Origin of the sequence: Paraniabella ginsengisoli, from assembly GCF_022513635.1 — a bacterium.
Lineage (GTDB): Bacteria > Bacteroidota > Bacteroidia > Chitinophagales > Chitinophagaceae > Niabella > Niabella ginsengisoli.
This window is the reverse complement of the sequence record NZ_JAKWBL010000001.1, coordinates 1919544-1939794: the sequence shown is the minus strand read 5'-3', so window position 1 is coordinate 1939794 and position 20251 is coordinate 1919544. Positions and strand designations below refer to the sequence as shown.

The 20251-nt window shown below is 38.5% G+C and carries 16 protein-coding genes; all 16 read left to right on the top strand.

Annotated features, from left to right (window positions below; translation table 11 throughout):
• Positions 1-5 precede the first annotated feature (5 nt).
• A complete protein-coding gene (locus MKP09_RS10470; protein ID WP_240828277.1) occupies positions 6-740 on the top strand; it encodes a fasciclin domain-containing protein in 735 nt (244 codons plus the stop codon).
• A 132-nt stretch (positions 741-872) separates the two neighbouring features.
• Positions 873-2477 carry a DUF5008 domain-containing protein gene (locus MKP09_RS10465; protein ID WP_240828270.1) on the top strand — a complete coding sequence of 535 codons (1605 nt, stop codon included), beginning with the start codon at positions 873-875 and terminating at the stop codon, positions 2475-2477.
• Positions 2478-2488: 11 nt separating this feature from the next.
• On the top strand, positions 2489-4246 hold the full coding sequence (locus MKP09_RS10460) for a LamG-like jellyroll fold domain-containing protein (RefSeq protein ID WP_240828268.1): 1758 nt from the start codon (positions 2489-2491) through the stop codon (positions 4244-4246).
• A 27-nt stretch (positions 4247-4273) separates the two neighbouring features.
• Positions 4274-5368 (top strand): M60 family metallopeptidase, encoded by a 1095-nt coding sequence (locus tag MKP09_RS10455; protein WP_240828250.1) that lies wholly within the window; start codon positions 4274-4276, stop codon positions 5366-5368.
• A gap of 56 nt (positions 5369-5424) precedes the next feature.
• Complete coding sequence (locus MKP09_RS10450) at positions 5425-6324, top strand: discoidin domain-containing protein (RefSeq protein WP_240828245.1); 900 nt, start codon at positions 5425-5427, stop codon at positions 6322-6324.
• 172 nt (positions 6325-6496) lie between these two features.
• Positions 6497-8107, top strand: coding sequence for a LamG-like jellyroll fold domain-containing protein (locus MKP09_RS10445; protein ID WP_240828244.1), 1611 nt, complete (start codon positions 6497-6499; stop codon positions 8105-8107).
• A gap of 200 nt (positions 8108-8307) precedes the next feature.
• Complete coding sequence (locus tag MKP09_RS10440; protein ID WP_240828241.1) at positions 8308-9759, top strand: alpha-L-fucosidase; 1452 nt, start codon at positions 8308-8310, stop codon at positions 9757-9759.
• 542 nt (positions 9760-10301) lie between these two features.
• A complete protein-coding gene (locus tag MKP09_RS10435; protein ID WP_240828229.1) occupies positions 10302-11054 on the top strand; it encodes a carboxypeptidase-like regulatory domain-containing protein in 753 nt (250 codons plus the stop codon).
• Positions 11055-11065: 11 nt separating this feature from the next.
• On the top strand, positions 11066-13441 hold the full coding sequence (locus MKP09_RS10430) for a SusC/RagA family TonB-linked outer membrane protein (RefSeq protein ID WP_240828226.1): 2376 nt from the start codon (positions 11066-11068) through the stop codon (positions 13439-13441).
• 10 nt (positions 13442-13451) lie between these two features.
• Positions 13452-13934: a hypothetical protein gene (locus MKP09_RS10425; RefSeq protein ID WP_240828219.1), complete on the top strand. Its 483-nt coding sequence runs from the start codon at positions 13452-13454 to the stop codon at positions 13932-13934.
• A gap of 56 nt (positions 13935-13990) precedes the next feature.
• Positions 13991-15247, top strand: a complete 1257-nt coding sequence (locus MKP09_RS10420) for a RagB/SusD family nutrient uptake outer membrane protein (RefSeq protein ID WP_490355040.1) — start codon at positions 13991-13993, stop codon at positions 15245-15247.
• A 138-nt stretch (positions 15248-15385) separates the two neighbouring features.
• A complete protein-coding gene (locus tag MKP09_RS10415; RefSeq protein ID WP_240828169.1) occupies positions 15386-15667 on the top strand; it encodes a hypothetical protein in 282 nt (93 codons plus the stop codon).
• Positions 15583-16578, top strand: coding sequence for a glycoside hydrolase family 88 protein (locus tag MKP09_RS10410; RefSeq protein ID WP_317235293.1), 996 nt, complete (start codon positions 15583-15585; stop codon positions 16576-16578). The genes MKP09_RS10415 and MKP09_RS10410 overlap by 85 nt, the downstream gene beginning before the upstream one ends.
• Before the next feature lie 171 nt (positions 16579-16749).
• Entirely contained in the window at positions 16750-17841 is a 1092-nt protein-coding gene (locus tag MKP09_RS10405; protein WP_240828152.1) for an alpha-L-fucosidase, read from the top strand.
• Between the two features lie 218 nt (positions 17842-18059).
• Complete coding sequence (locus MKP09_RS10400; RefSeq protein ID WP_240828150.1) at positions 18060-19310, top strand: DUF2264 domain-containing protein; 1251 nt, start codon at positions 18060-18062, stop codon at positions 19308-19310.
• A 48-nt stretch (positions 19311-19358) separates the two neighbouring features.
• Positions 19359-19937 carry a hypothetical protein gene (locus tag MKP09_RS10395; protein ID WP_240828148.1) on the top strand — a complete coding sequence of 193 codons (579 nt, stop codon included), beginning with the start codon at positions 19359-19361 and terminating at the stop codon, positions 19935-19937.
• Positions 19938-20251: the final 314 nt, after the last annotated feature.

Here is a 20251-nt window from a genome sequence, read left to right as displayed (position 1 = left end):
AACACATGAAACGAAGATATTATATCGGCTTTGTTTTTATACTCTCACTATCAATGCTATCGTGCAAAAAGGATTATTATGTGGATAGCGGTATTGAAGACCCCAGGTTTGACGGATCTGTTATGAAGTATCTGGAACAAGATCCATTTTATTTCGATACCCTTGTGCGGGTTATAAAACATGCTGGTTTAGAGACAACACTACAAAATGAAACAGTAACTTTTTTTGCACCACCAGATCCTTGCTTTGATAAGATCATTAAATACGTAAATGAATTTCAGTTGGAAAGAGGGCGTGACAGCGTAACCCGGTTCGAACAAATCAAACCTGCTGTATGGAAAAAGTATTTAAGTATGTATATTTTTCCCAGTAATCGTGGTTTAAGAGATTATAATCAAATTGATACACTTGCATTAGACACCTATCGCGGAAACCTTCTCGAAACAATAGATAACCAGGTCATGAACGTTGGGGTGATCTTTAATGACGCCGTAAATAATAATGGAACTTCCGGAGATCTTACAGACGACATTATATTAAAGTATAAAGGCTACAGACAGTTAATGTTATCCTATTTGTACGATTATGGTGGGACAGCGGGAGTGTCCTGGTTTAATGCGCCTGTCGCTACTTCAGATATTGCCCCCGACAATGGAAGAGTACATATTTTAAAATACAGGCAACACACTTTTGGGTTTTTCCTTTCAGGTTTGCACAATCGGCAGACGAAGCGGGGATAGATTAATTGTTTGCGAATACTTTTATCTGAAAAATAAATCTCGTGTCCTTGTTTTACTACTTACTACGAGAAGTAAATAAAAAACATTATAACGCAGATTCTGTCGAACGATCAAAAAATATAAAATAAGCTGATGAAAATCTATTGTTATATAATTACTGCAGCGGTAACATTATTTATCTCTCAGTTGGCAGGCTGTAAAAAAGATGAAGTCTTTCCGGATCCTTATGAAGGAGGGCAATCACTTTTAGCAATCAGTTTTTTAAACAAAACACCTATGCCGTCGCGGGGAATTGCCGGGCAGGACATGACCTTTTATGTAGATGGCTTGAAGATGGCTAATGCAAAGGATATTAAATTTCTAGCTAGCGATCTTGAAGCATCTATAAAAAATATCACTGATAGCACTATAACGATTACGTTACCTCAAAACGTTAGTTCCGGTGCTGCATCATTAAGGGTTGACGGGCAAGTGTTTCAGGGGCCTAATATATATATCGAAGGAAAGTTATATCGTGATGCTACTTTTAAATCAGGGCTTGGAACAAACGGGATCGTTTATGATATCCTGCGGGATAATGACCAGTACATCATTGCAGGAAATTTTAGTTCGTATAATTTAAATTCAACTTTGGGAGGTTTAGCAAAAATTAATAGTTCAGGCGAAAAAGTAGATGGATTAACTGCGGGCAATGCATTGTCAGCAGGGTCTATATCATCAATTATAAAGCTTCCCAATTCAGACCTGATGATCGGTGGGCTTTTTTCTATGTTCGATAGTGTATCTGACATGAACAATATTACATTGTTAACCGGGTCCGGTTCTTTAAGAACCAGGATTGTTGATCTCTATGTTGCTCCTGATATTTCAGATCCTTCTTATGCAAAAGATACTGTGCCGCAATTTATAGGTAATCTTAGTGGATTTATCAATAAACTGTATTATTACAATAACCAGGTTACTGCTGTCGGCAGTATGTCAGGCTATTCGCAATATTTTTATGAACGCTCTACAAAAGATAATAAGCTTATAGCATATTCACCTGTAATTTCCATAAGCCGTATGTTTTTAAATGGAACGTTAGATTCTAATTATCTGTTTAATAAAGCTGATCCAACCAAAAAACTGACAGGCTTTAATGGAAGTATTTCTGATTCTTATATGCAAGGTGACGGCAAGCTTATTGTTGTAGGATCATTCACATCTTTTAACGGAACTGCATGCAATAGGATTGTGCGCTTAAATGTAGATGGATCGATCGATCAGACCTTCCGTTCGGGATTAGCGGCCAATGAATCGATCAGCAGTATTACCTACAATAGCACTACACAGAAATTTATCATAGCAGGAAGCTTTACCGATTATAACGGTGCGAGTATCAACAATATCGCTATTTTAAATGATGATGGTTCTTTGGATGCCGGATTTAAAACAACAGGCGCATTTACAGGTGGTATACCAACGTTTGCAAGTCAGTTATCTAATGGACTGATTATAGTTACCGGAGGTTTTGAAAAGTACAACAATATTACACGCAAGGGCTTGATGGTGTTGAATGCCAACGGTTCATTAGCTGTTAACTATAATAGCACCGGAGCCTTTAATGGTATTGCTTATAAAATGATAGAAACGAAATCAGGTATAGGTGGCCTTCCGGCAGCGATTCTTGTGGGGTATATTGACACATTTGAGGGACAAAAATGTGGCGGAATTATAAAACTTGTTTTTGGAAATTAAAAATGAATAGTATGCATATTAAATTAATAAAGTTTTTTATTGTTTACTGTCTGATTACGGCGCTGGCATTTACGTCATGCAACAGGGATTTTGATTCCCGGATCAATACTAGTGCTGTTCCTGATACTACTGTACATCACGCTTCATCTCAAAATAAGATATTATATGTTGTTGTTGATGCTGGTATTGGCAAAGTAATTATTGATCAGTCAGTCAGGGATAATATTTATCCTAATATTAGCAATATAACAAAAACCGCTATTTTTTCCGGAGCGAGCCTTACGGATAGCAGCAACCTTGATGCAACAACCTACGCCGATATGTTTACAGGAGTACGTAAAGCCAAACATGGCGTTATCGCAGCCACAGAAGAAAACAATCTTGATGAATTTCCATCATTTGCTGATAATTTGATAGCCGTTAATGCCAACCTTAAGACAAGCGCATTTGTTCAATCGGATTTTATATTTAATAATCTGGTAAAAAATGCAACGGAGAAAAATCTGCTTGAGTCTGATGAAACAGTGAAGAACGCTACAGCGTCGGCTCTTGTCACTACTGTGTCTTCAGTTGTTGTTACTCAATTTCGGGCTAAAAAAGCGGGTGATGCAAGCGGTTATGGCCCTAATTCTACGGCCTATCTTTCGGCGTTACAATCTTTCGACAGTTTCCTGGGTTCTTTATTAAACGCTGTTAAACAACGTGCAACAATCGCTTCAGAAAATTGGGTAGTCATCATTGCTTCCAACAAAGGAGGAAAATATACTTTAGGAGAAAACGAAGATGATGGATCTGAATTTTCTAATACGGAAAGAAATGGTTTTATTATTATTTCTAACCCTAATTTTAATCTGGATTATTACCCTGTGCCAGATATAAGAAATTATTCTGTTAATGGAACGTCACCTGAAGAGTTAGGTCCACAGGACAGATCAGGTATAATTGATACGGTTTCAGCATCGTTATATAACCTGGGATCATCTGGTAATTATACGCTTCAATTTAAAGCTAATTTTTCTCAGCGAGGCAGCCTCCTGCCAAGTGTAATGTCAAAAAGTAGTTCCGCCGCCGGAAACAGCCCAAACTTAGGATGGGCGTTCGTACTGCATTCTGATGGCCGGAATGATTGGGATTTTAGACTTGGAGGAAAATCTAATACTGGTCCGGTTTATGAATTGGGCGTGTGGAATACATTCACAGTAAGAATCTATGATAGTGCCAACAAAAGGTACATGCGAACATTCTTGAATGGGGCGGCTTCAAATTCACCTACTGATATAACCGGATCTTCTGGTACAACTAGCTCAAACATGGTTGTTGGAGGTGCTCCATCTTATGGCGCTTATGGACATAGGGTTAGGATGTTTGATATAAGAATATATAACGTAGCACTTCCAGAAAACTACATTAAGACCAACTACTGCAAAACTTATGTAAATCCTGACGAACCGTATACCAACGATCTCATCGGTTATTGGCCGGGAGTTGGAATAAATTCAAGAGAATCATCAGAAAAAATATTTTTAGATTATTCATCCAACAAAAGAGATATGAAGTTTAGCGCAGGTGCTATCTGGAGTGGTATTAATATAACTTCAGGCGCTACTGTTTGTACTACTTATCCTGAAGTTGAAAAAAATAAGATCCCTTATTCCATAGATATTCCACGATTCATTTATACCTGGTTAGGCATATTCAACGTAGAGCCATACCGTTTGGATGGAAAACTTATTACGCCAACTTATAGATCAACTGGGGAATCCAATTAATCCTGTTTATTATTTAAAAAAGGAAAAATGAAGCAATTGAAAAGTACGCTTTTATTAATACTTGTCGCTGTTGTGATAGTTTTAAGTTGTAAGAAGAAGTATGGCTATGATTTTGAAAACGGCGTGGGTTCTGTGGGGTATGAAGATTCTACAGGATTGGAAATTGACACAGCAATGGATCGTATTGATGCGTCTAAATTTACAGCAGCGCAAATATATCCGGGCATGGTAAGCCCCGATCAAAAGCGAATTCAAGATACAACGCTTAATATAGATTTAGCGTACGAAACAGCTACATCATCCGACTTGCGGATCTCTGTGGCGCCAACAAACTGGGTTAGCACTGGTCTCTGGGCTCCTGCAGGTGAGTTAATTAAAATTGTAGTACCAGCAGGAATATATGGTTTATCTGTCCAGATTGGTTCGCATACAGATAATCTTACAGGTAAAGAAGTTTTGCAAAGAGATCCTGTCATATTTATCAGAAAAACATTGTATCCGGGAGTTAACTATATAAGAAATTTGTATGGCGGATTGATCTATATAATACCACAAAAACCATTGGGGCAAGTTGTACCAATGACATTTACCGGTGTATGCGCAGGAGCGAATTTTATTCTGGGAAAAACGACAGACGCGGAATGGCGTCAAATGATAAATAATACCACTGTTCCGTTTTTTGAACTAGTTGGAAAGCGCATTTGTTTTACGCTACCTAAAAGCAACCTGTCAATTGTTCCTGTGCAAAATCCCACAGCTTTGATGGCAAAATGGGATTCTTTAATAAAAGCCGTCTTCTACGACTGGTATGGTTTAACAGACAATAATCCCGACGTCAGGCATCGCACGCCATACTTGCCCTGGAGAGTTGTTTTTGACATACAACCCTCTGTAGGAGCGATGCACAGCGGATCTCCTGTTGTAGCGGGGCAGACTTCCAATTATTTTAGACAAGCAGTTACCATTGGCGAGCTAGAGCAATCTAACTGGGGTGTATTTCATGAAATAGGACATAATATGCAAATGGGATCTACCTGGACATTTAATAATAATGGCGAAGTTTCTAATAATCTTTTTCACTTAAAAAATCTTCAATTTATAATTATATTCCAGGGCCGCTAAATGAAGGCTGGTACGGCCTCGGTGGACAAAGTCCAAGCGCCGCTTCTTTTGTTGCATTGGATACAACAGCTAAGGATTGGTCTGTATTAACAAATCTGGGACAGTTTTACCCAAGGCTTTCTTTCTATGCCCAGGTTTTTGAAAAATATGGCTATGAGTTTATGACTTATTTGGCCACAGCTGCCAGAAACGCGCGATTTACATCAATTGACGATCAGTCTAAAATAGACTTTTATTATGAGCGCCTAAGCGAATATACTAAAACAGATATGTATAGGTTTATGCGGGAATGGGGTTTAAAAGTTAGTCAGACTTCAAGAAATGCAATCGCAGCTAAAGGCTTTCCCAAATTAAAAACCAACTTGTGGATGTATAATCCAATCACAAACAAAGGGGGCGATGAGTCGATAGCGCCGAGAATTGAATTTGGTGCAGGTGCGCCTGGCGTGAACCTGGGATGGACTGTAAATTCGATTACTAATATTAGATCTCCATTATCAACTTACGGCCCTCAAAATCTTTTGGATGGCAATTTAAATTCCATATGGTGCAGTTGCTTTAACGGATGTTATTCGGGACCTAATACTGCAGGTGCAACACCAAATACTAATGGAAGAACGGAATCGAGCTCATATCCCTTTTCAGCGATTGTTCAAACCGGCAGCACAGCTATTACTGCTGATGGTTTTTATATTGTTCAAAGAAAGAGTGGTAATAGTAACCACTTACCGTCCATAACAATCGAAACCAGCCTGGATGGTAATACGTGGACATCATTAGGCACCTATACACTTAAAACTGCGCAAAATAGTGCCGTACCCGAAGCCGAAGCCAAGCAGTATATTGATTTGTCGGAATCTGCAACTTTCAAATATTTCAGATGGCGCTGGCCGCGTAACACAGCAGATGGCAATAATAACACAGCATTTGCCGAATTAGGCGCATTCCATTATTAAAATAAAATATCAGAATAAGCATGAAAAACTTTGATCATAATAAGATGTATCTGATTCTCATTTTTATACTCCCGGTGCTGATGTTGTTCACCGCTTGTAAGAAATACGCTGACCCGCCCCTTGTTTTTGAAGAAGTTGAAGAGGCTGGCATACCTAAAAAAGAAAAGTATTATTGATTGTTGCCGAAGGTGCTACTTCCGATGCCGTAAAAGAAATTATGCCATCGAATATTAGCCAGCTTCTGGAACACGCAAAATTTTCCTGGAATACGTACGGTGATGCAAACACAACCGAAGGAGGTGCGTGGGTGGGTATTACCGCAGGAAAATCAAGTATTGGGTATGGTATTGTTGATAGTTCATTAAGTATTTCTGACGCAGAAGGTGAAGAAGAAGATCATGGCGAGATTGGTTATATTCCCAATTATTCACAGAGATTATTAGCCGCTGGCAAAGCGGGTGTTAACACTTCGAGGATGGTGGTTGTAAGCCCGTGGCAAACCTTGCTAGATGTTTCATTTAAATTCGCTGACAAGAAAATTTATGCGAACGATGATGAAGCAGTGAAAGATTCGGCAATAAAAACTATTAATGAATCTTCCAATCTCACACACATGGTAATCGATTTGAATAGTGCTAACATCGCGGGTAGGCAGCACGGTTTTTCTTCTTCTAATATACAATACAAAGATGCCATCAATAAAGTTGACGGCTACATTGGGGAAATCGTATCTGCTTTGAAGGCAAGGCCAACGTATGATATAGAAGATTGGTTAATTATTATAACAACTACACACGGTGTAAAGCCCGATAATATTACCTATGGAGGCGCTACTATTGCTGAAAGAAAAATTTTTACTATCTATCATAATGAAAATATAAATAAACAAGAAATTGTTTCTCCTGAACTAACCAATGCGTTAAGCCTTAATGGTAAGGCAGATTCCATTTCCATGCCGGCAAGCATGGCTACAGCTTATGATATTCCTGCCGAGGGCGGTTATACAATTATGTTTAAGATAAGAAGTATTACCAAATCGGGAAGTAATACTGCCTTATTGTCTAAAGCTACCCACGGTTACCAAAACCCTTATGGTTGGGCTTTCATTATGGTGGGGTCTAACAAAACTTATCGTTTTGGAATTGGAGACCGCTCCAGTACTAATGGAAATACTTTTAAGTATTATATAGGTGGTACAGACACAGAAGTTTCTGCTGACCTGAATGTTTGGGATGCCATTGCTTTTAGAGTATACGATTCTGCATCTACCCGGTATGCAGAAATGTACACCAATGGAAAAAGAAGTCCTGCTCAAAATATAGGTAACATGGCGTCTGCCGCCCCGGCATCTAATCTTGTAATTGGAACTATTGCAACATCTCTGGGAAGCGGGGCCCATGCGATTATTAGTAATTTGAGCATTTGGAATACTGCGCTTACTACTGATGAAATTGTAAATGCAAATTGCTCTATGTCTATTTCTGCAACACATCCTAAGTATGGAAATCTTATAGGATACTGGCCTTTAGATGAAGGCGAGGGGAGCGTGCTAAAAAATTATGCACCTGGGGCAACTGGTAAAGATTTTTCTTTCACTGATTTTGGAAAAAGAGTATGGAATCTTGTTGATCAGGCATGTGCGATCAGCGAAAATACATTTCAAACATCAAGCACAGATATTGTTCCTACTATATTCTATTGGTTAAATGCATCGGTTGCAGATTCATGGGCACTCGAAGGAAAAGCCTGGCTCAAGGATTATGAAACAGAGTTTGTGAAATAGGGCTGCTTGCACTTCAGTGTAGAAGTTCGGTAGCTAAAAACATTTTTTATTAAAACCTTGCTTGATCTTCAATGTGTTAATTGGTAATTAATAATAACCCTCTATTTTATTTAAAATATCCCCTGCCGTTATATAATACTGCACTTTATTTTCACAGAGGCATAAAGCTCATTTTATTTGTATAGTAAACTTTTCATGTTATGATTGAAAAAATTAGTACTCTATTTATTGTTTTGCTTTTTAATATTTTTTTATTTGCGCAAACGGCACCGTTGGCTACACACCGACCCTCTACTTATCTTAAATATGGAACTCACCGGCTTGGAAAAAGACCGGATCCCCTTATGCAACGGTGGCGTGATTATGGGTTTGGACAGTTTATACACTGGGGTGCATTCGCAATTACCGAAGGTCAATGGAAAGGTAAAAATTATCCCGGGGCAACGGAATTTATAAGCACATGGAATGAAGTGTCGAAAAATGAATATGAGAGCTTGCATAAACAATTTGACCCCAAGGAATTTAATGCTACGGCCTGGGCAAGGCAGGCGAAGGAAATGGGTGTTCAATACATGATTTTTACTACTAAGCATCACGATGGTTTCTGCTTATGGCCTAGTAAATACACAAATTATACGATTGCTAATTCTCCGTATAAAAAGGACATTGTTGAAGAAGTAGTAAATGCTTATGATAAAGAAGGTATTGATGTGTATCTGTATTTTTCCATTATTGACTGGAATCATCCTGGTTACCGCGTTGCATTAAAAACCGATGCCGATAAAAAATCGTATGAACAATTTAAAACCTTTACTGCCAATCAGCTTAAAGAACTGCTGCACAGATATCCCAAAACGAAAGGTTTTTGGTTTGATGGGACTTGGGATCAGGCCTGGATACAACAAGCCGGATTTACCGACAGTCTTGAAAGAGAATTGCGTGAACTACACCCAGGCTTGATAATTGGCAGCAGATTTAGGGCGGATGAATATGGCCGTCGCCATTTTGATAGTAATGGCGACTTAATGGGCGATTACGAACAAGGTTGGGAACGCAAGTTGCCTGAATCAATAGAAGACGTGCATGGTAACGATTGGGATTGTGTAATGACAGTACCTGAGAATAAATGGGGTTATCATTCTGATTGGGGAGGACATGTAAAAACGAGTGTGGAATTGATAGAAATGATGGCGCGTTCCGTGTCACTCGATGGGAATTTTGTGCTTAATTTCGGACCAAAGCCTCAAGGTAACATGAGGCCCGAAGAAAACAAACTAGCCAAAGAAATAGGAGCCTGGATGAAAATAAATCATGAGGCTATTTATGACTGCGATTATGCCGGCCTGGAAAAACAGGATTGGGGTTATATCACCAGAAATAATAAAACAGGTAAATATTATCTGATAATATTTAATCCTCCTGTTAGCGGAGCAGTGCGTTTAAAGCTATTGCCAGGTATGGGTATCAAGAAAGTGTACGATCTTAAAAATCTCGATACAAACTACAACATTGAAGAAGTTTATAAAGATAATAAAGGCACCGAATATTTTATTCACCTAAAAAATAATCCCACAGAACCCAAAGTAATTGTTATGGAACCTGCCGATCAAGAGCATAAATCAGCAGTAATTTACGAGAAAGCCAAGACCTGATAAGTAGGTATTCTACATTTACCACAACCAACGACAATAATTTTACACTCGGGTTGCCTCCTGCATAATATATAAAAATTGATCTTTCCGGCTCTGAGATGGTTTCCATCCCTGGCATAAGCATGCTGCGTTCTTAATGTTAAGTTCTTGCTCTTAGTTGTCCTCAGATAACTGTATCAGTATTGATTCTTCTCATAATCAAAAAGAACGATTATGGACAATGCTATGCATTATTTAAATCATTTTATTTACTAAAATAAAGTCAATTGAATTTCAATTTGTTATAGATCTATTTAAAATATCCCCCTATTTTATTTAAGATAGCACCCTGCCATTTTTTGAACCCTGAACTATATTCACCGAGACTATTTATTGAGAATAAGATCAGTGGTATAATACGATGCATAAGATTATAAACGATGGCTAATTAATATTATATACCATAGGCCCGCAGAAATAACATATTCGTTAAACCAGTTTTAAAAAGATTTCATTATGAGTTTTTGTACTAAAACATTCAGAAGCTGCCGGAGAAAAAGTTTATGGATTTTTCCATCTCTTATCTTACTTTTTTATGTTATACTGGCAAAGCCATATCTGCAAACAGCTTACACCCTCAGCAGACGCTTGTCATTAAAGGGACGGTTATTGATTCGGTCTCTAACCAACCTGTTCCCGGGGTAACAATCCAGGAAATGGGTACTAACAACGCTACAGCTACGAACGAGCAAGGACAATATGAATTAAGCTTGCAAAGTAGTGATGCAACAATTGAGTTCCACTCCATTGGGTATCGATCGGTGCAGGTAAAAGTAAATGGACAAACAATTATTAATGTCTCTCTTACGACTGAAAATGCAGCAATGGATGAGGTTGTTGTTGTCGGTTTCGGAACGCAGAAAAAGCAATACCTGACTGGTAGTATCACTCAAATCGATTCAAAAAAATTAGAAAACAGGCCTGTCAATAACGTCGGGCAAGCTTTACAGGGACTTGCTCCGAATTTGAATGTAAGTATCGCAAATGGCTCTCCTAACACAGCGCCTTCCTTTAACATTCGGGGAGGAACATCGTTTAGCAAAAACTCAAGCGGAGCAATGCAGGTGCAAAATGGTAGTCCTTATATATTAGTAGATGGAGTGGAAATGGACATTAATATGTTGAACCCTGATGATATTCAATCTGTCTCCGTTTTAAGTGACGCCGCTTCTTCGGCTATTTATGGCGCACGTGGTGCGTATGGTGTTATTTTGGTTACCACAAAAAAGGAGCTAAAGAAGGCCGGACTAGTGTAAGCTATTCTAATATGTTTCAGTGGAATCGCCCAAGTGCCATTCCTGACCTTTTAGGATCTGAAGAAATACAAAGAGCTGTCGTTAACAGCTATGCACTTACTGGTCAGAATGAGGCACCTCAAACTGCCATCGCATTACTTGATAGCATTGTCGCGTATAAAAACGATCCAGCGAGGAATCCTTATTATATGATAGGAAGCCAGATTCAATGGGTAGCAGATGTAAATCCATATGAATTAGCTGTGAGAGATTGGTCTCCATCTCAAAAGCACAACTTGAATGTATCAGGTGGTGCGGGCAAGACTACTTATTATGCATCGTTAGGATATTTTGGGCAGGAAGGAATGTATCGTTTTAATACCGATAAGTTTAAGAGATACAACTTCATGCTTAATACATCAACTACCGTTACCGATTGGTTTAAAGTAGATCTCAAAACAAATTATAACAGGTCCATTTACACAGAACCGGTGAACCCATCCGGCAAAGGCGGCTGGTGGAGGGCTTTATCTCAAGAACCAGGGCGAAATGTATTTATGCCATTGCGCACGCCAACCAATGCGCCGGTACCAAATGCTTATACTGATAATGTTCTTTCTTTTATGGATTATAATTCTTCTGACAAAAATGATGAAGATATTATGCTGATAACAGCATCTCCTACAATAACTCCTTTGAAGAATTGGAATATTAAAGCAGATTTCTCCTACCGTTCACAAAATATCAGGAATAAAACGGTGGTTCCTTATCAGGAGCGCATTGGGGGTAGCTGGACAGCACTTGTAACGGATTATACAAGCCCTAGTTATGTATATAAAGATGTGACAGCCATCAATCATTTTGTTACAAATATTTATACCGATTATACACTGAAATTAAACGATCATAATATTTATGGCCTGGTTGGTTATAATCAGGAGTTGAATAAAAACGACTTTTTGTGGAGTAATAAAACAGAGTTGATAAACGCTGAGACCCCAACGATTGGTCTCGCATCAGGCCAACTTACGGGCAGCGATCAAGAGCGTGAATGGTCCGTAAAAGGTGTTTTTTATAGATTTACCTATGATTATAAAGGGAAATACCTGTTAGGCTCCAATGGGCGTTATGATGGTAGCTCCAGATTTGCTACAAGTACTCGATTTAAGATGTTTCCTACTTTTTCTGCAGGGTGGCGCATTTCTGAAGAAAAATTCTTTTCAGGTCTCAAAACTGTAGTTAATGATTTGAAGTTCAGAGGAAGTTATGGAAGCCTCGGTAATCAGAATGTTGGAACTGACATGTGGTTGCGTTTGTATGGTACTACAACCCAGGTTGACTATATATTTGACGGAGTAAGACCCGTTGGTATTACTCCTCCAGGCTTAATAGATCCTTTCCTGACCTGGGAAACAGCAACAACATTCGACCTTGGTGTAGATGCCACTCTTTTCAAAAGATTAAATCTAAGCTTTTCATGGTATGACAGAAAGACTACAGATATTTTGGTAGATGGCGCCAAATATCCTGCTACATTGGGAACCTCGTCACCTGTAACCAATTCAGGTGTACTTGATACCAAGGGTTTCGATTTTCAGGCCAGCTATCGTAACGCTACTTCCGGTGGATTTACCTATGACATTACGGGTACGCTTTCTAATTACAATACCAAAGTTGAAAGCTTTAGTGGCAACCCCAATATGTTGTTAAGCACTTTGTACAACGGACAAGTAGTAGGTGATATATGGGGTTATGAAACCTATGGCATTTTTCAGAATGATGAGGAAATTCAAAATGCTCCAATACACAATAGCTCCAGAGGCCCGCATTCCGGTTTGATATTTCCCGGCGATGTAAGGTTTAATGATCTGGATGGAAATGATTCAATCTCTGCAGGTACCACCGTTACTAATCCGGGCGATCTGAAGGTTATTGGCAACTCTACACCGAAATATGCATTCAGTCTTAATACTTTCCTGAGTTGGAAGGGCTTTGATTGCAATGTTTTCTTCCAGGGTATTGGCAAACGCGATGTCTATATTTCTGACAATTTATATTGGGGAGCCATTAACGGAGGCATAGGTACAAGAGAGGTGTACAGCGATAGTTGGACGCCTGATAATACGGATGCTATATATCCTGCTTATAAAAACAGGGCCTCAAATGTTACTACCCAAACACGCTTTTTGCAGAACGCCGCATATCTGAGGTTGAAGAATTTTTCTTTAGGATACACATTGTCGCCAGCTCTTGCTAAAAAAATTGCTATGCAAAAATTAAGGGTGAGTGCATCGGCTTATAATATCTTTCAAATATCGAGTGTACCTAAATACTTTGACCCGGAAGTGCTTTCAGCAAACTATCCCATGTTAAAATCAGTTGCCATCGGTATTCAAGCTACATTTTAAAAAGAATTTTATGACACGTACTAATATAATATATAAAATAACTTTATTCACCTGCATAGTTACTCTTTTCTATTCCTGTAAAAAAGATGATTTTACAACACGTCTGCCTTTGGACAGGTTAGGTGACGAAAACTTCTGGAGATCAGAGAATGATTTGCGTCTATACAATAACGCTATTTATCCACTTTATATCACAGGCTTTGGAACTGGTTTCGCTGACGGAACATTGCAACCCTGGGGTGTAAACGCTTCAAAAATTGTGTATGGCGATGTTATAACAGACAATTTGATTCCGAACAGTTATTCAACAGTAGCAGCTAATACATATACTGTACCTACACTAAGCGGATCTGGCGGCTGGAATTTTTCAAATATTCGTGTATTGAATATTTTTCTTGATAATTATAATAAGGCAACTGTTTCTGATGATATAAAGCATTTATATCTTGCAGAAGTTTATTTTTTAAAGCATGGGATTATTTTGAAAAAGTAAAATTATTTGGGGATGTTCCCTGGATCAATAAAGAATTAAATATTAATTCTGAAGAGTTGTATGCACCTAGAACGCCGCGCACTGTTGTCATGGATTCTGTAATTGACATACTTGATAAAGCGATACAATGGTTACCTGCAAAAGGCAATGAACAAAATGGTCGTATCAACAAAAATGCGGCGTTACACCTAAAAGCGAAAATTGGCCTGCGCGAAGGTACATTTAGAAAATATCACAAAATTGCTGATGGTGATAAATTTTTGAGATATGCAACAGATGCCTGCGAAAAAATAATGACGGCAGGATACAGTATTTACAAATATCCTGATGTTAGCGATCCTTATAACAAAATATTTGCACAGTATAGCTACGCTAATAATCCTGAAATCATTTTATGGCGTCAGTATTCGGCAGACTTATCTCTGGGCTCAGCTTTCAGCCGATATTTTGCACAAAACCTGCGTCATCAAAGTGGTATTTCCAGAAATCTTGTTGATGAATATCTATGTACAGATGGATTGCCGATCAGCCAAAGTCCGCTGTTTAATGCTGATGACCGAGGTATTATCACTAAAGAATTTGTCAATCGCGATCCTCGATTATCTCAAACAGTAGCTCAATATGGCACTTATCAAAATGTATCGGATGTAATGGGTTCGAACAATGCACCTAAACCAAATATCCCTGGCTTATCGGGCAACAAATGTCCAACCGGTTACAGAATGGCAAAGTGGTTTCTAAACGATCCCGCTGATTGGGCAAGAGTAGCTAATGGCATGCAGGCAACGCCTGTTTTTAGATATGCAGAAACATTGCTTATTTACGCAGAAGCAAAAGCAGAGCTGGGGGAATGTGACCAAACCGTTTTAGATAATACTATCAACAAAATTCGGGATAGAGTAAGTATGCCCCATTTATTAAGTAATGCGATTCCGCAAGATCCGGAATTGGATGCTGCTTACCAGAAATACTGTGATTACACGCCTTCAGCTTTACTTCGCGAAATTAGAAGGGAAAGAAGAATTGAAATGGCTGCTGAAGATGTAAGATGGGATGACCTTATGAGGTGGAAAGCGGGAAGCTTTTTAAATATTCCGGTGTTGGGAATGAAATTTGTTCAATCCGAATATCCAACACTGAAACCCGGGCAGGGCATCTTCCTAAACGAAGAAGGATACATTGAACCTTATCAAAAAACGCTGCCGGGTAGAAACAGGGTCTTTAACGATCGCCAGTATTATTTCCCGATTCCTTTAGAAGATCTTTTGTTAAATCCTGCACTCGAACAAAATCCCGGATGGCCAAGCAAATAATAATACAAATAAATACATGTCTTTTACTAGCCATTCGTTCCATACTATTTAAAACGTTATGGATGGCTATTTTATGAAGTGGCAACAATGCCATTCTTATTTTGATGATATTTTGATTAAACAGATGAATCTATAGAAATGCGTAAATTTTTCTTTATTGGATATTCCTTTTTATGTTTTAGCGGATCGTTGCTCGCGCAGCAGGCAGGTAGTATAAACATGCAGCAATTGGTTCGTGACAACTTTACTTTTGCTGATTCCCAGTATCGCTACATGATGACTTTAACTCCCCGGGACAGAATGCCCCAATCGTACGATGAAAAAAGAAAAAATTTATTTCTTACGAACGCACGTGGTGGTGTACGGGATTTTACCCCGGCTCATTATGGTATATTTATGAGCAAACTGGAGATTCAATAATCAGAAAGGAGGCGGAACGTGCTTTGAATGTAATCGAACCAAATAAAACTTATACTGGCAACCACGACCTGGGTTTTATGATGTATTGCAGTTTTGGCAATGCGTATCGTATTACCAAAAACTTAGCGTATAAACCAATTATACATGAAGCTGCAGCTGCTTTAGCAACAAGATACAGGCCTTCTGCAAAAATCATCCAGTCATGGAATACGAATCAGTATTTTAAATGTCCGGTTATTATTGATAATATGATGAACCTTGAATTGCTCTACTGGGTAAGCAATGACGGAGGTGATAAAAAGTTTAGAGACATTGCGATCAACCATTCGAACAGTACGCTGAAAAATCAATTCAGAAAAGATTATAGTTCGTACCATGTTATTGATTATAATGTCAACAATGGAGATGTGTTACGCAAAGCAACCTGGCAGGGTGCTTCAAACTGTTCTTCCTGGTCGCGTGGCCAGGGTTGGGGTTTGTATGGATTTACAATGATGTATCGGTTTTCCCGTGATAAGCGTTATCTGAAACACGCCTGCGGAATTGCTGATTTCATATTAAAACATCCAAACCTACCGGCGGACAAAATACCATTTTGGGATTTTGACGCGCCCCAAATTCCACATACTAAAAGGGATGCATCGGCAGGCGCTTTGATCGCATCTGCATTATTAGAGTTGGCTCAATATACTAAAGGATCTCAGAAGGATTTTTATATAGACAATGCAAAACAAATGCTTGTATCGCTGTCTGGCGAGCGTTACAAAGCAAAAGTTGGGGAGAACGGAGGCTTTCTTCTAAAGCATAGCACCGGTGCGCTACCATTGAATTCGGAAGTAGATGTGCCTTTGATTTATGCCGATTATTATTTTTTAGAAGCACTTAAACGTTATAAAGACTGGTATTTGTAATTTTAGAATTTTTTAAAAGAATTATTTAATGATTAAAAAAATAAAGCCATTTGTTGCATTAAGTATAGCTATATTATGTTGTATGCATGTTGTTTCGGCTCAAAAAAATCTGATGAAAAAATAGTTTTAAAACACGGGGCACATAGGATTGGTAAGCGAACGGATGCTGATATGGCCAGGTGGCGTGCTTATGGGCTTGGCCAATTTATACATTGGGGCGCATATTCTATTTTGGGTGGTAAGTATGATGGCGAATATTACAAAGGAGCCGCTGAATGGATTCGTGTATGGAATAAAGTACCGAACAATGTTTATGATAATCTTTACAGGCAATTTGATCCCAACCAATACAAACCTGAAGAGTGGGCTGCTATGGCCAAGCAGATGGGTGTAAAGTATCTTACGTTTACAACAAAACACCACGATGGTTTTTGTTTGTGGCCGTCTAAATATAGTTCTTATAATATTAGTAAAACTCCATATAAAAAGGATGTGATTCGTCCGCTGGTTGATGCTTATACAAAAGCCGGCATTGATGTTTACCTGTATTTCTCTGTTATGGACTGGAGTCATCCCGACTGGCGTTATGATCTAAAAACCAAAGAAGATACACTTGCATTCGATCGTTTCAAAGCGTTTACTAAAAATCAGTTGACGGAGCTGCTTACACTTTATCCGGGAACTAAAGGGCTTTGGTTTGATGGCACCTGGGATGCAAGCTGGAAAAAGAGCGGAGCTTTTTCTGATTCGCTGGAACAGCATTTAAAAACAATAAGGCCGGGGTTAATTATAGGAAGTAGATTAAGGGCGGATGAGTTTGGTAATCGTCATAATGATGCAAACGGCGTGCTGATGGGCGATTACGAGCAAGGCTGGGAAAGAAAAATCCCAAAAACTTATGCTGATGTGCATGGAAATGATTGGGACTGCGTTATGACCATTCCTGAGAATGGTTGGGGATATCAGCAAAAATGGCTGGGCCATTGGAAAACCTCTTATGAATTGATCGAGATGTTAGCACAATGCGTTTCTCTTGGAGGCAATCTTGTCGTAAATTTTGGACCCAAGGGAGACGGCTCATTCAGGCCAGAAGAAGTAGCAATAGCAAATGAAATTGGCAACTGGATGGATATTAATAAAGAAGCTATTTATAACTGCGAGCATGCAGGTTGGGAAAAACAGGATTGGGGCTACTATACCAAAAAAGAAATAGTGATAAAATTTATATGGTCGTTTTTAATCTTCCTTTATCAGGAAGTTTAAAAGTACAACCTCCTAAAGGATGGCTGATAGAACATGTTTCGTTGTTACAGAATAAGCAGTCTATAGCTGCGCAGTCTATTGACTATGGAGCTTATCAAATTCAAATACCGAAAGGTTTTAAGTGTGAGCAACCATTCGTAATAATGATTGATGCAAAAAAGGTGAAATAAAACAGGCAGAAGAAAAGGCAAAAACTTAATCAAAGAATATTTCAGAAAATGGAAAGAAGAAATTTTTTAAAATGGTCTTCCTTGTTAGGAATAGGCGGTGCCGTCCCTTTTAAAAACGTAGATGCTAAAATTTTAAACAATGGGCCAAAGTCTGACCGCGCTTTTTGGGTTGGTCTTCTTGATAAAATTTCCAGCCCGATATTAGCAAACATGAGCCGTGACTTGCTGCGTAAAAATATGCCTATTGCTTATAGCCCTACATGGGATGGACGAAATGATCAGGTAGCTTACATGGAAGCTTTTGGCAGGCTCATTGGCGGCATCGCACCATTTCTGGAATTGCCAGTTGATAATAGTGCAGAAGGTAAAGTTCGCCATAGGTTGTTGGAACAGACACAGCAGAGCTTATCACATGCTGTAAACCCTCAAAGCGCGGACTATTTATTTTGGGGAGATGGTAAAACTGCGCAACCATTAGTTGATGCTGCTCATATTGCACAAGCTTTTCTTTATGCGCCAAATAATTTATGGGAACCATTAAGTGATAAAACAAAACAACAATTCATTCAAGAATTTAAAAACATCCGCCGTATTAAACCCTTCAAAAGCAATTGGCTTTTATTTGCTGCTATGATTGAAAGCTTCTTGTTAAGTATTGGAGAAAAAATTGATGAAGGAAGAATTGATAATGCCATTGACCAGGTTACAAAATGGTATGTAGGGGATGGATGGTATAGCGATGGTGATCGATTCCACTTCGATCATTACAATGGCTATGTAATGCATCCAATGTTGACAGACGTGTTAAAAGTAAATGTGGCCCATGGCCGCAGAAACGGGGAGGAGTATGAAATTGCCTATAAAAGAATGCAGCGCTATGGATCTTTCCTGGAAAGATATATTTCTCCGGAAGGTACTTACCTGGTTGTAGGTCGCTCATCTACCTATAGGCTAGGTGCCTTTCAACCGTTAGTAAAACTTGCGCTGGAAGACGGATTGCCAAAAGAAATATCGCCAGCCCAGGTACGTTGCGCCCTGACAGCTGTAATGAAGCGTATGTTCATCCCATCCACGTTTACGAAACAAGGTTGGCTAACGCTTGGTCTTGTCGGTGATAATCAAAGCAGTCTTTCTGATTATTATTCTAATACAGGAAGTATGTATGTGACATCATTAGTCTTCCTGGCATTAGGTTTACCGCAAACACATGAATTTTGGTCGGCACCCTTTACTGAATGGACACAATTGAAAGCCTGGTCAGGAAAATCTTTTCCGAAAGATTATGCAGTTGATTATTAAAAGCACTTTATAAGCTGAAGCGTTGTATGACGCATCATTAAAGGAGTTATGATTATTGATAAAACTGGGCATATTGATTTTAAAGAAAAACTTCATAAAGCACTTAGGCAACAATCTGAATTATACTCACAGAAAAGTATTATTAATTGCATTAAACAGTTGCTTAGCGAACACAGAAGTGCTGTCTGGTATTTGATAAACGAGGATTTGTTGGAGCAGTTGAGTATAGATACAACTAATCGAATTTATATATCAGGGCCTCAAAGCTTTCGAACACTTAATGTGAAAGGGTGTAAAGTGATTTTTACTCTCCAGAGATGTGACTTTTCAAAAGATACCATTCCTTATCTACAGTTATTGGATGTTCTTCTCATCTTTAGAAAATTGAGCACTGTTAAACTTAAGGAAGCAAGCGTTAAGTATGTAGAAATAATAAGGCATTTATCTTACGAAGAAAAGAAGCTGTTAACTAAACTTGCGCGAAAATCTACCCCTTTTGTCAGAGCAACACTGGCAATTCTTTTGTATAATGCCGGAGACATAAAACTATATATTAAATTAGCTGAAACTATTAATCCCGTGACATTTAAGAAGTATAGGGAAAATCTTAAAGAACTGGATTATTAAAGGTGAGTATAAGATTTTTGATTTTGAGGCATAACGTTATGAATTGCTTTTATATTGTTCTTCCTTAGTAATTCCACTCTACTGGCTATTTGCAATAAGCACCAATAATAGTAAACAACAATATCCTTTGTTTGGCCATAATAAGTTTATGCTATTTTGGGTCGTTTTTCTTACGTGTAAAAATGAGACTATTTGACTAGATTTTGATACGATTTGATCAAATTTAAATGAGTAGCTTATTTAATTTTACCAATTCGTTAAATGGTAATTTATAAACGATACGTGGAACTAGTATTAAGATTAACGCTTTTGCA

Excerpts from the sequence above, each read along its gene's own strand:
- MKP09_RS10465 (WP_240828270.1), top strand. The coding sequence starts at position 873 with ATGAAAATCTATTGTTATATAATTACTGCAGCGGTAACATTATTTATC.
- MKP09_RS10470 (WP_240828277.1), top strand. The coding sequence starts at position 6 with ATGAAACGAAGATATTATATCGGCTTTGTTTTTATACTCTCACTATCA.
- MKP09_RS10460 (WP_240828268.1), top strand. The coding sequence starts at position 2,489 with ATGCATATTAAATTAATAAAGTTTTTTATTGTTTACTGTCTGATTACG.
- MKP09_RS10430 (WP_240828226.1), top strand. The coding sequence starts at position 11,066 with ATGTTTCAGTGGAATCGCCCAAGTGCCATTCCTGACCTTTTAGGATCT.
- MKP09_RS10455 (WP_240828250.1), top strand. The coding sequence starts at position 4,274 with ATGAAGCAATTGAAAAGTACGCTTTTATTAATACTTGTCGCTGTTGTG.
- MKP09_RS10395 (WP_240828148.1), top strand. The coding sequence starts at position 19,359 with ATGATTATTGATAAAACTGGGCATATTGATTTTAAAGAAAAACTTCAT.
- MKP09_RS10425 (WP_240828219.1), top strand. The coding sequence starts at position 13,452 with ATGACACGTACTAATATAATATATAAAATAACTTTATTCACCTGCATA.
- MKP09_RS10440 (WP_240828241.1), top strand. The coding sequence starts at position 8,308 with ATGATTGAAAAAATTAGTACTCTATTTATTGTTTTGCTTTTTAATATT.
- MKP09_RS10405 (WP_240828152.1), top strand. The coding sequence starts at position 16,750 with ATGGCCAGGTGGCGTGCTTATGGGCTTGGCCAATTTATACATTGGGGC.
- MKP09_RS10400 (WP_240828150.1), top strand. The coding sequence starts at position 18,060 with ATGGAAAGAAGAAATTTTTTAAAATGGTCTTCCTTGTTAGGAATAGGC.
- MKP09_RS10435 (WP_240828229.1), top strand. The coding sequence starts at position 10,302 with ATGGATTTTTCCATCTCTTATCTTACTTTTTTATGTTATACTGGCAAA.
- MKP09_RS10415 (WP_240828169.1), top strand. The coding sequence starts at position 15,386 with ATGCGTAAATTTTTCTTTATTGGATATTCCTTTTTATGTTTTAGCGGA.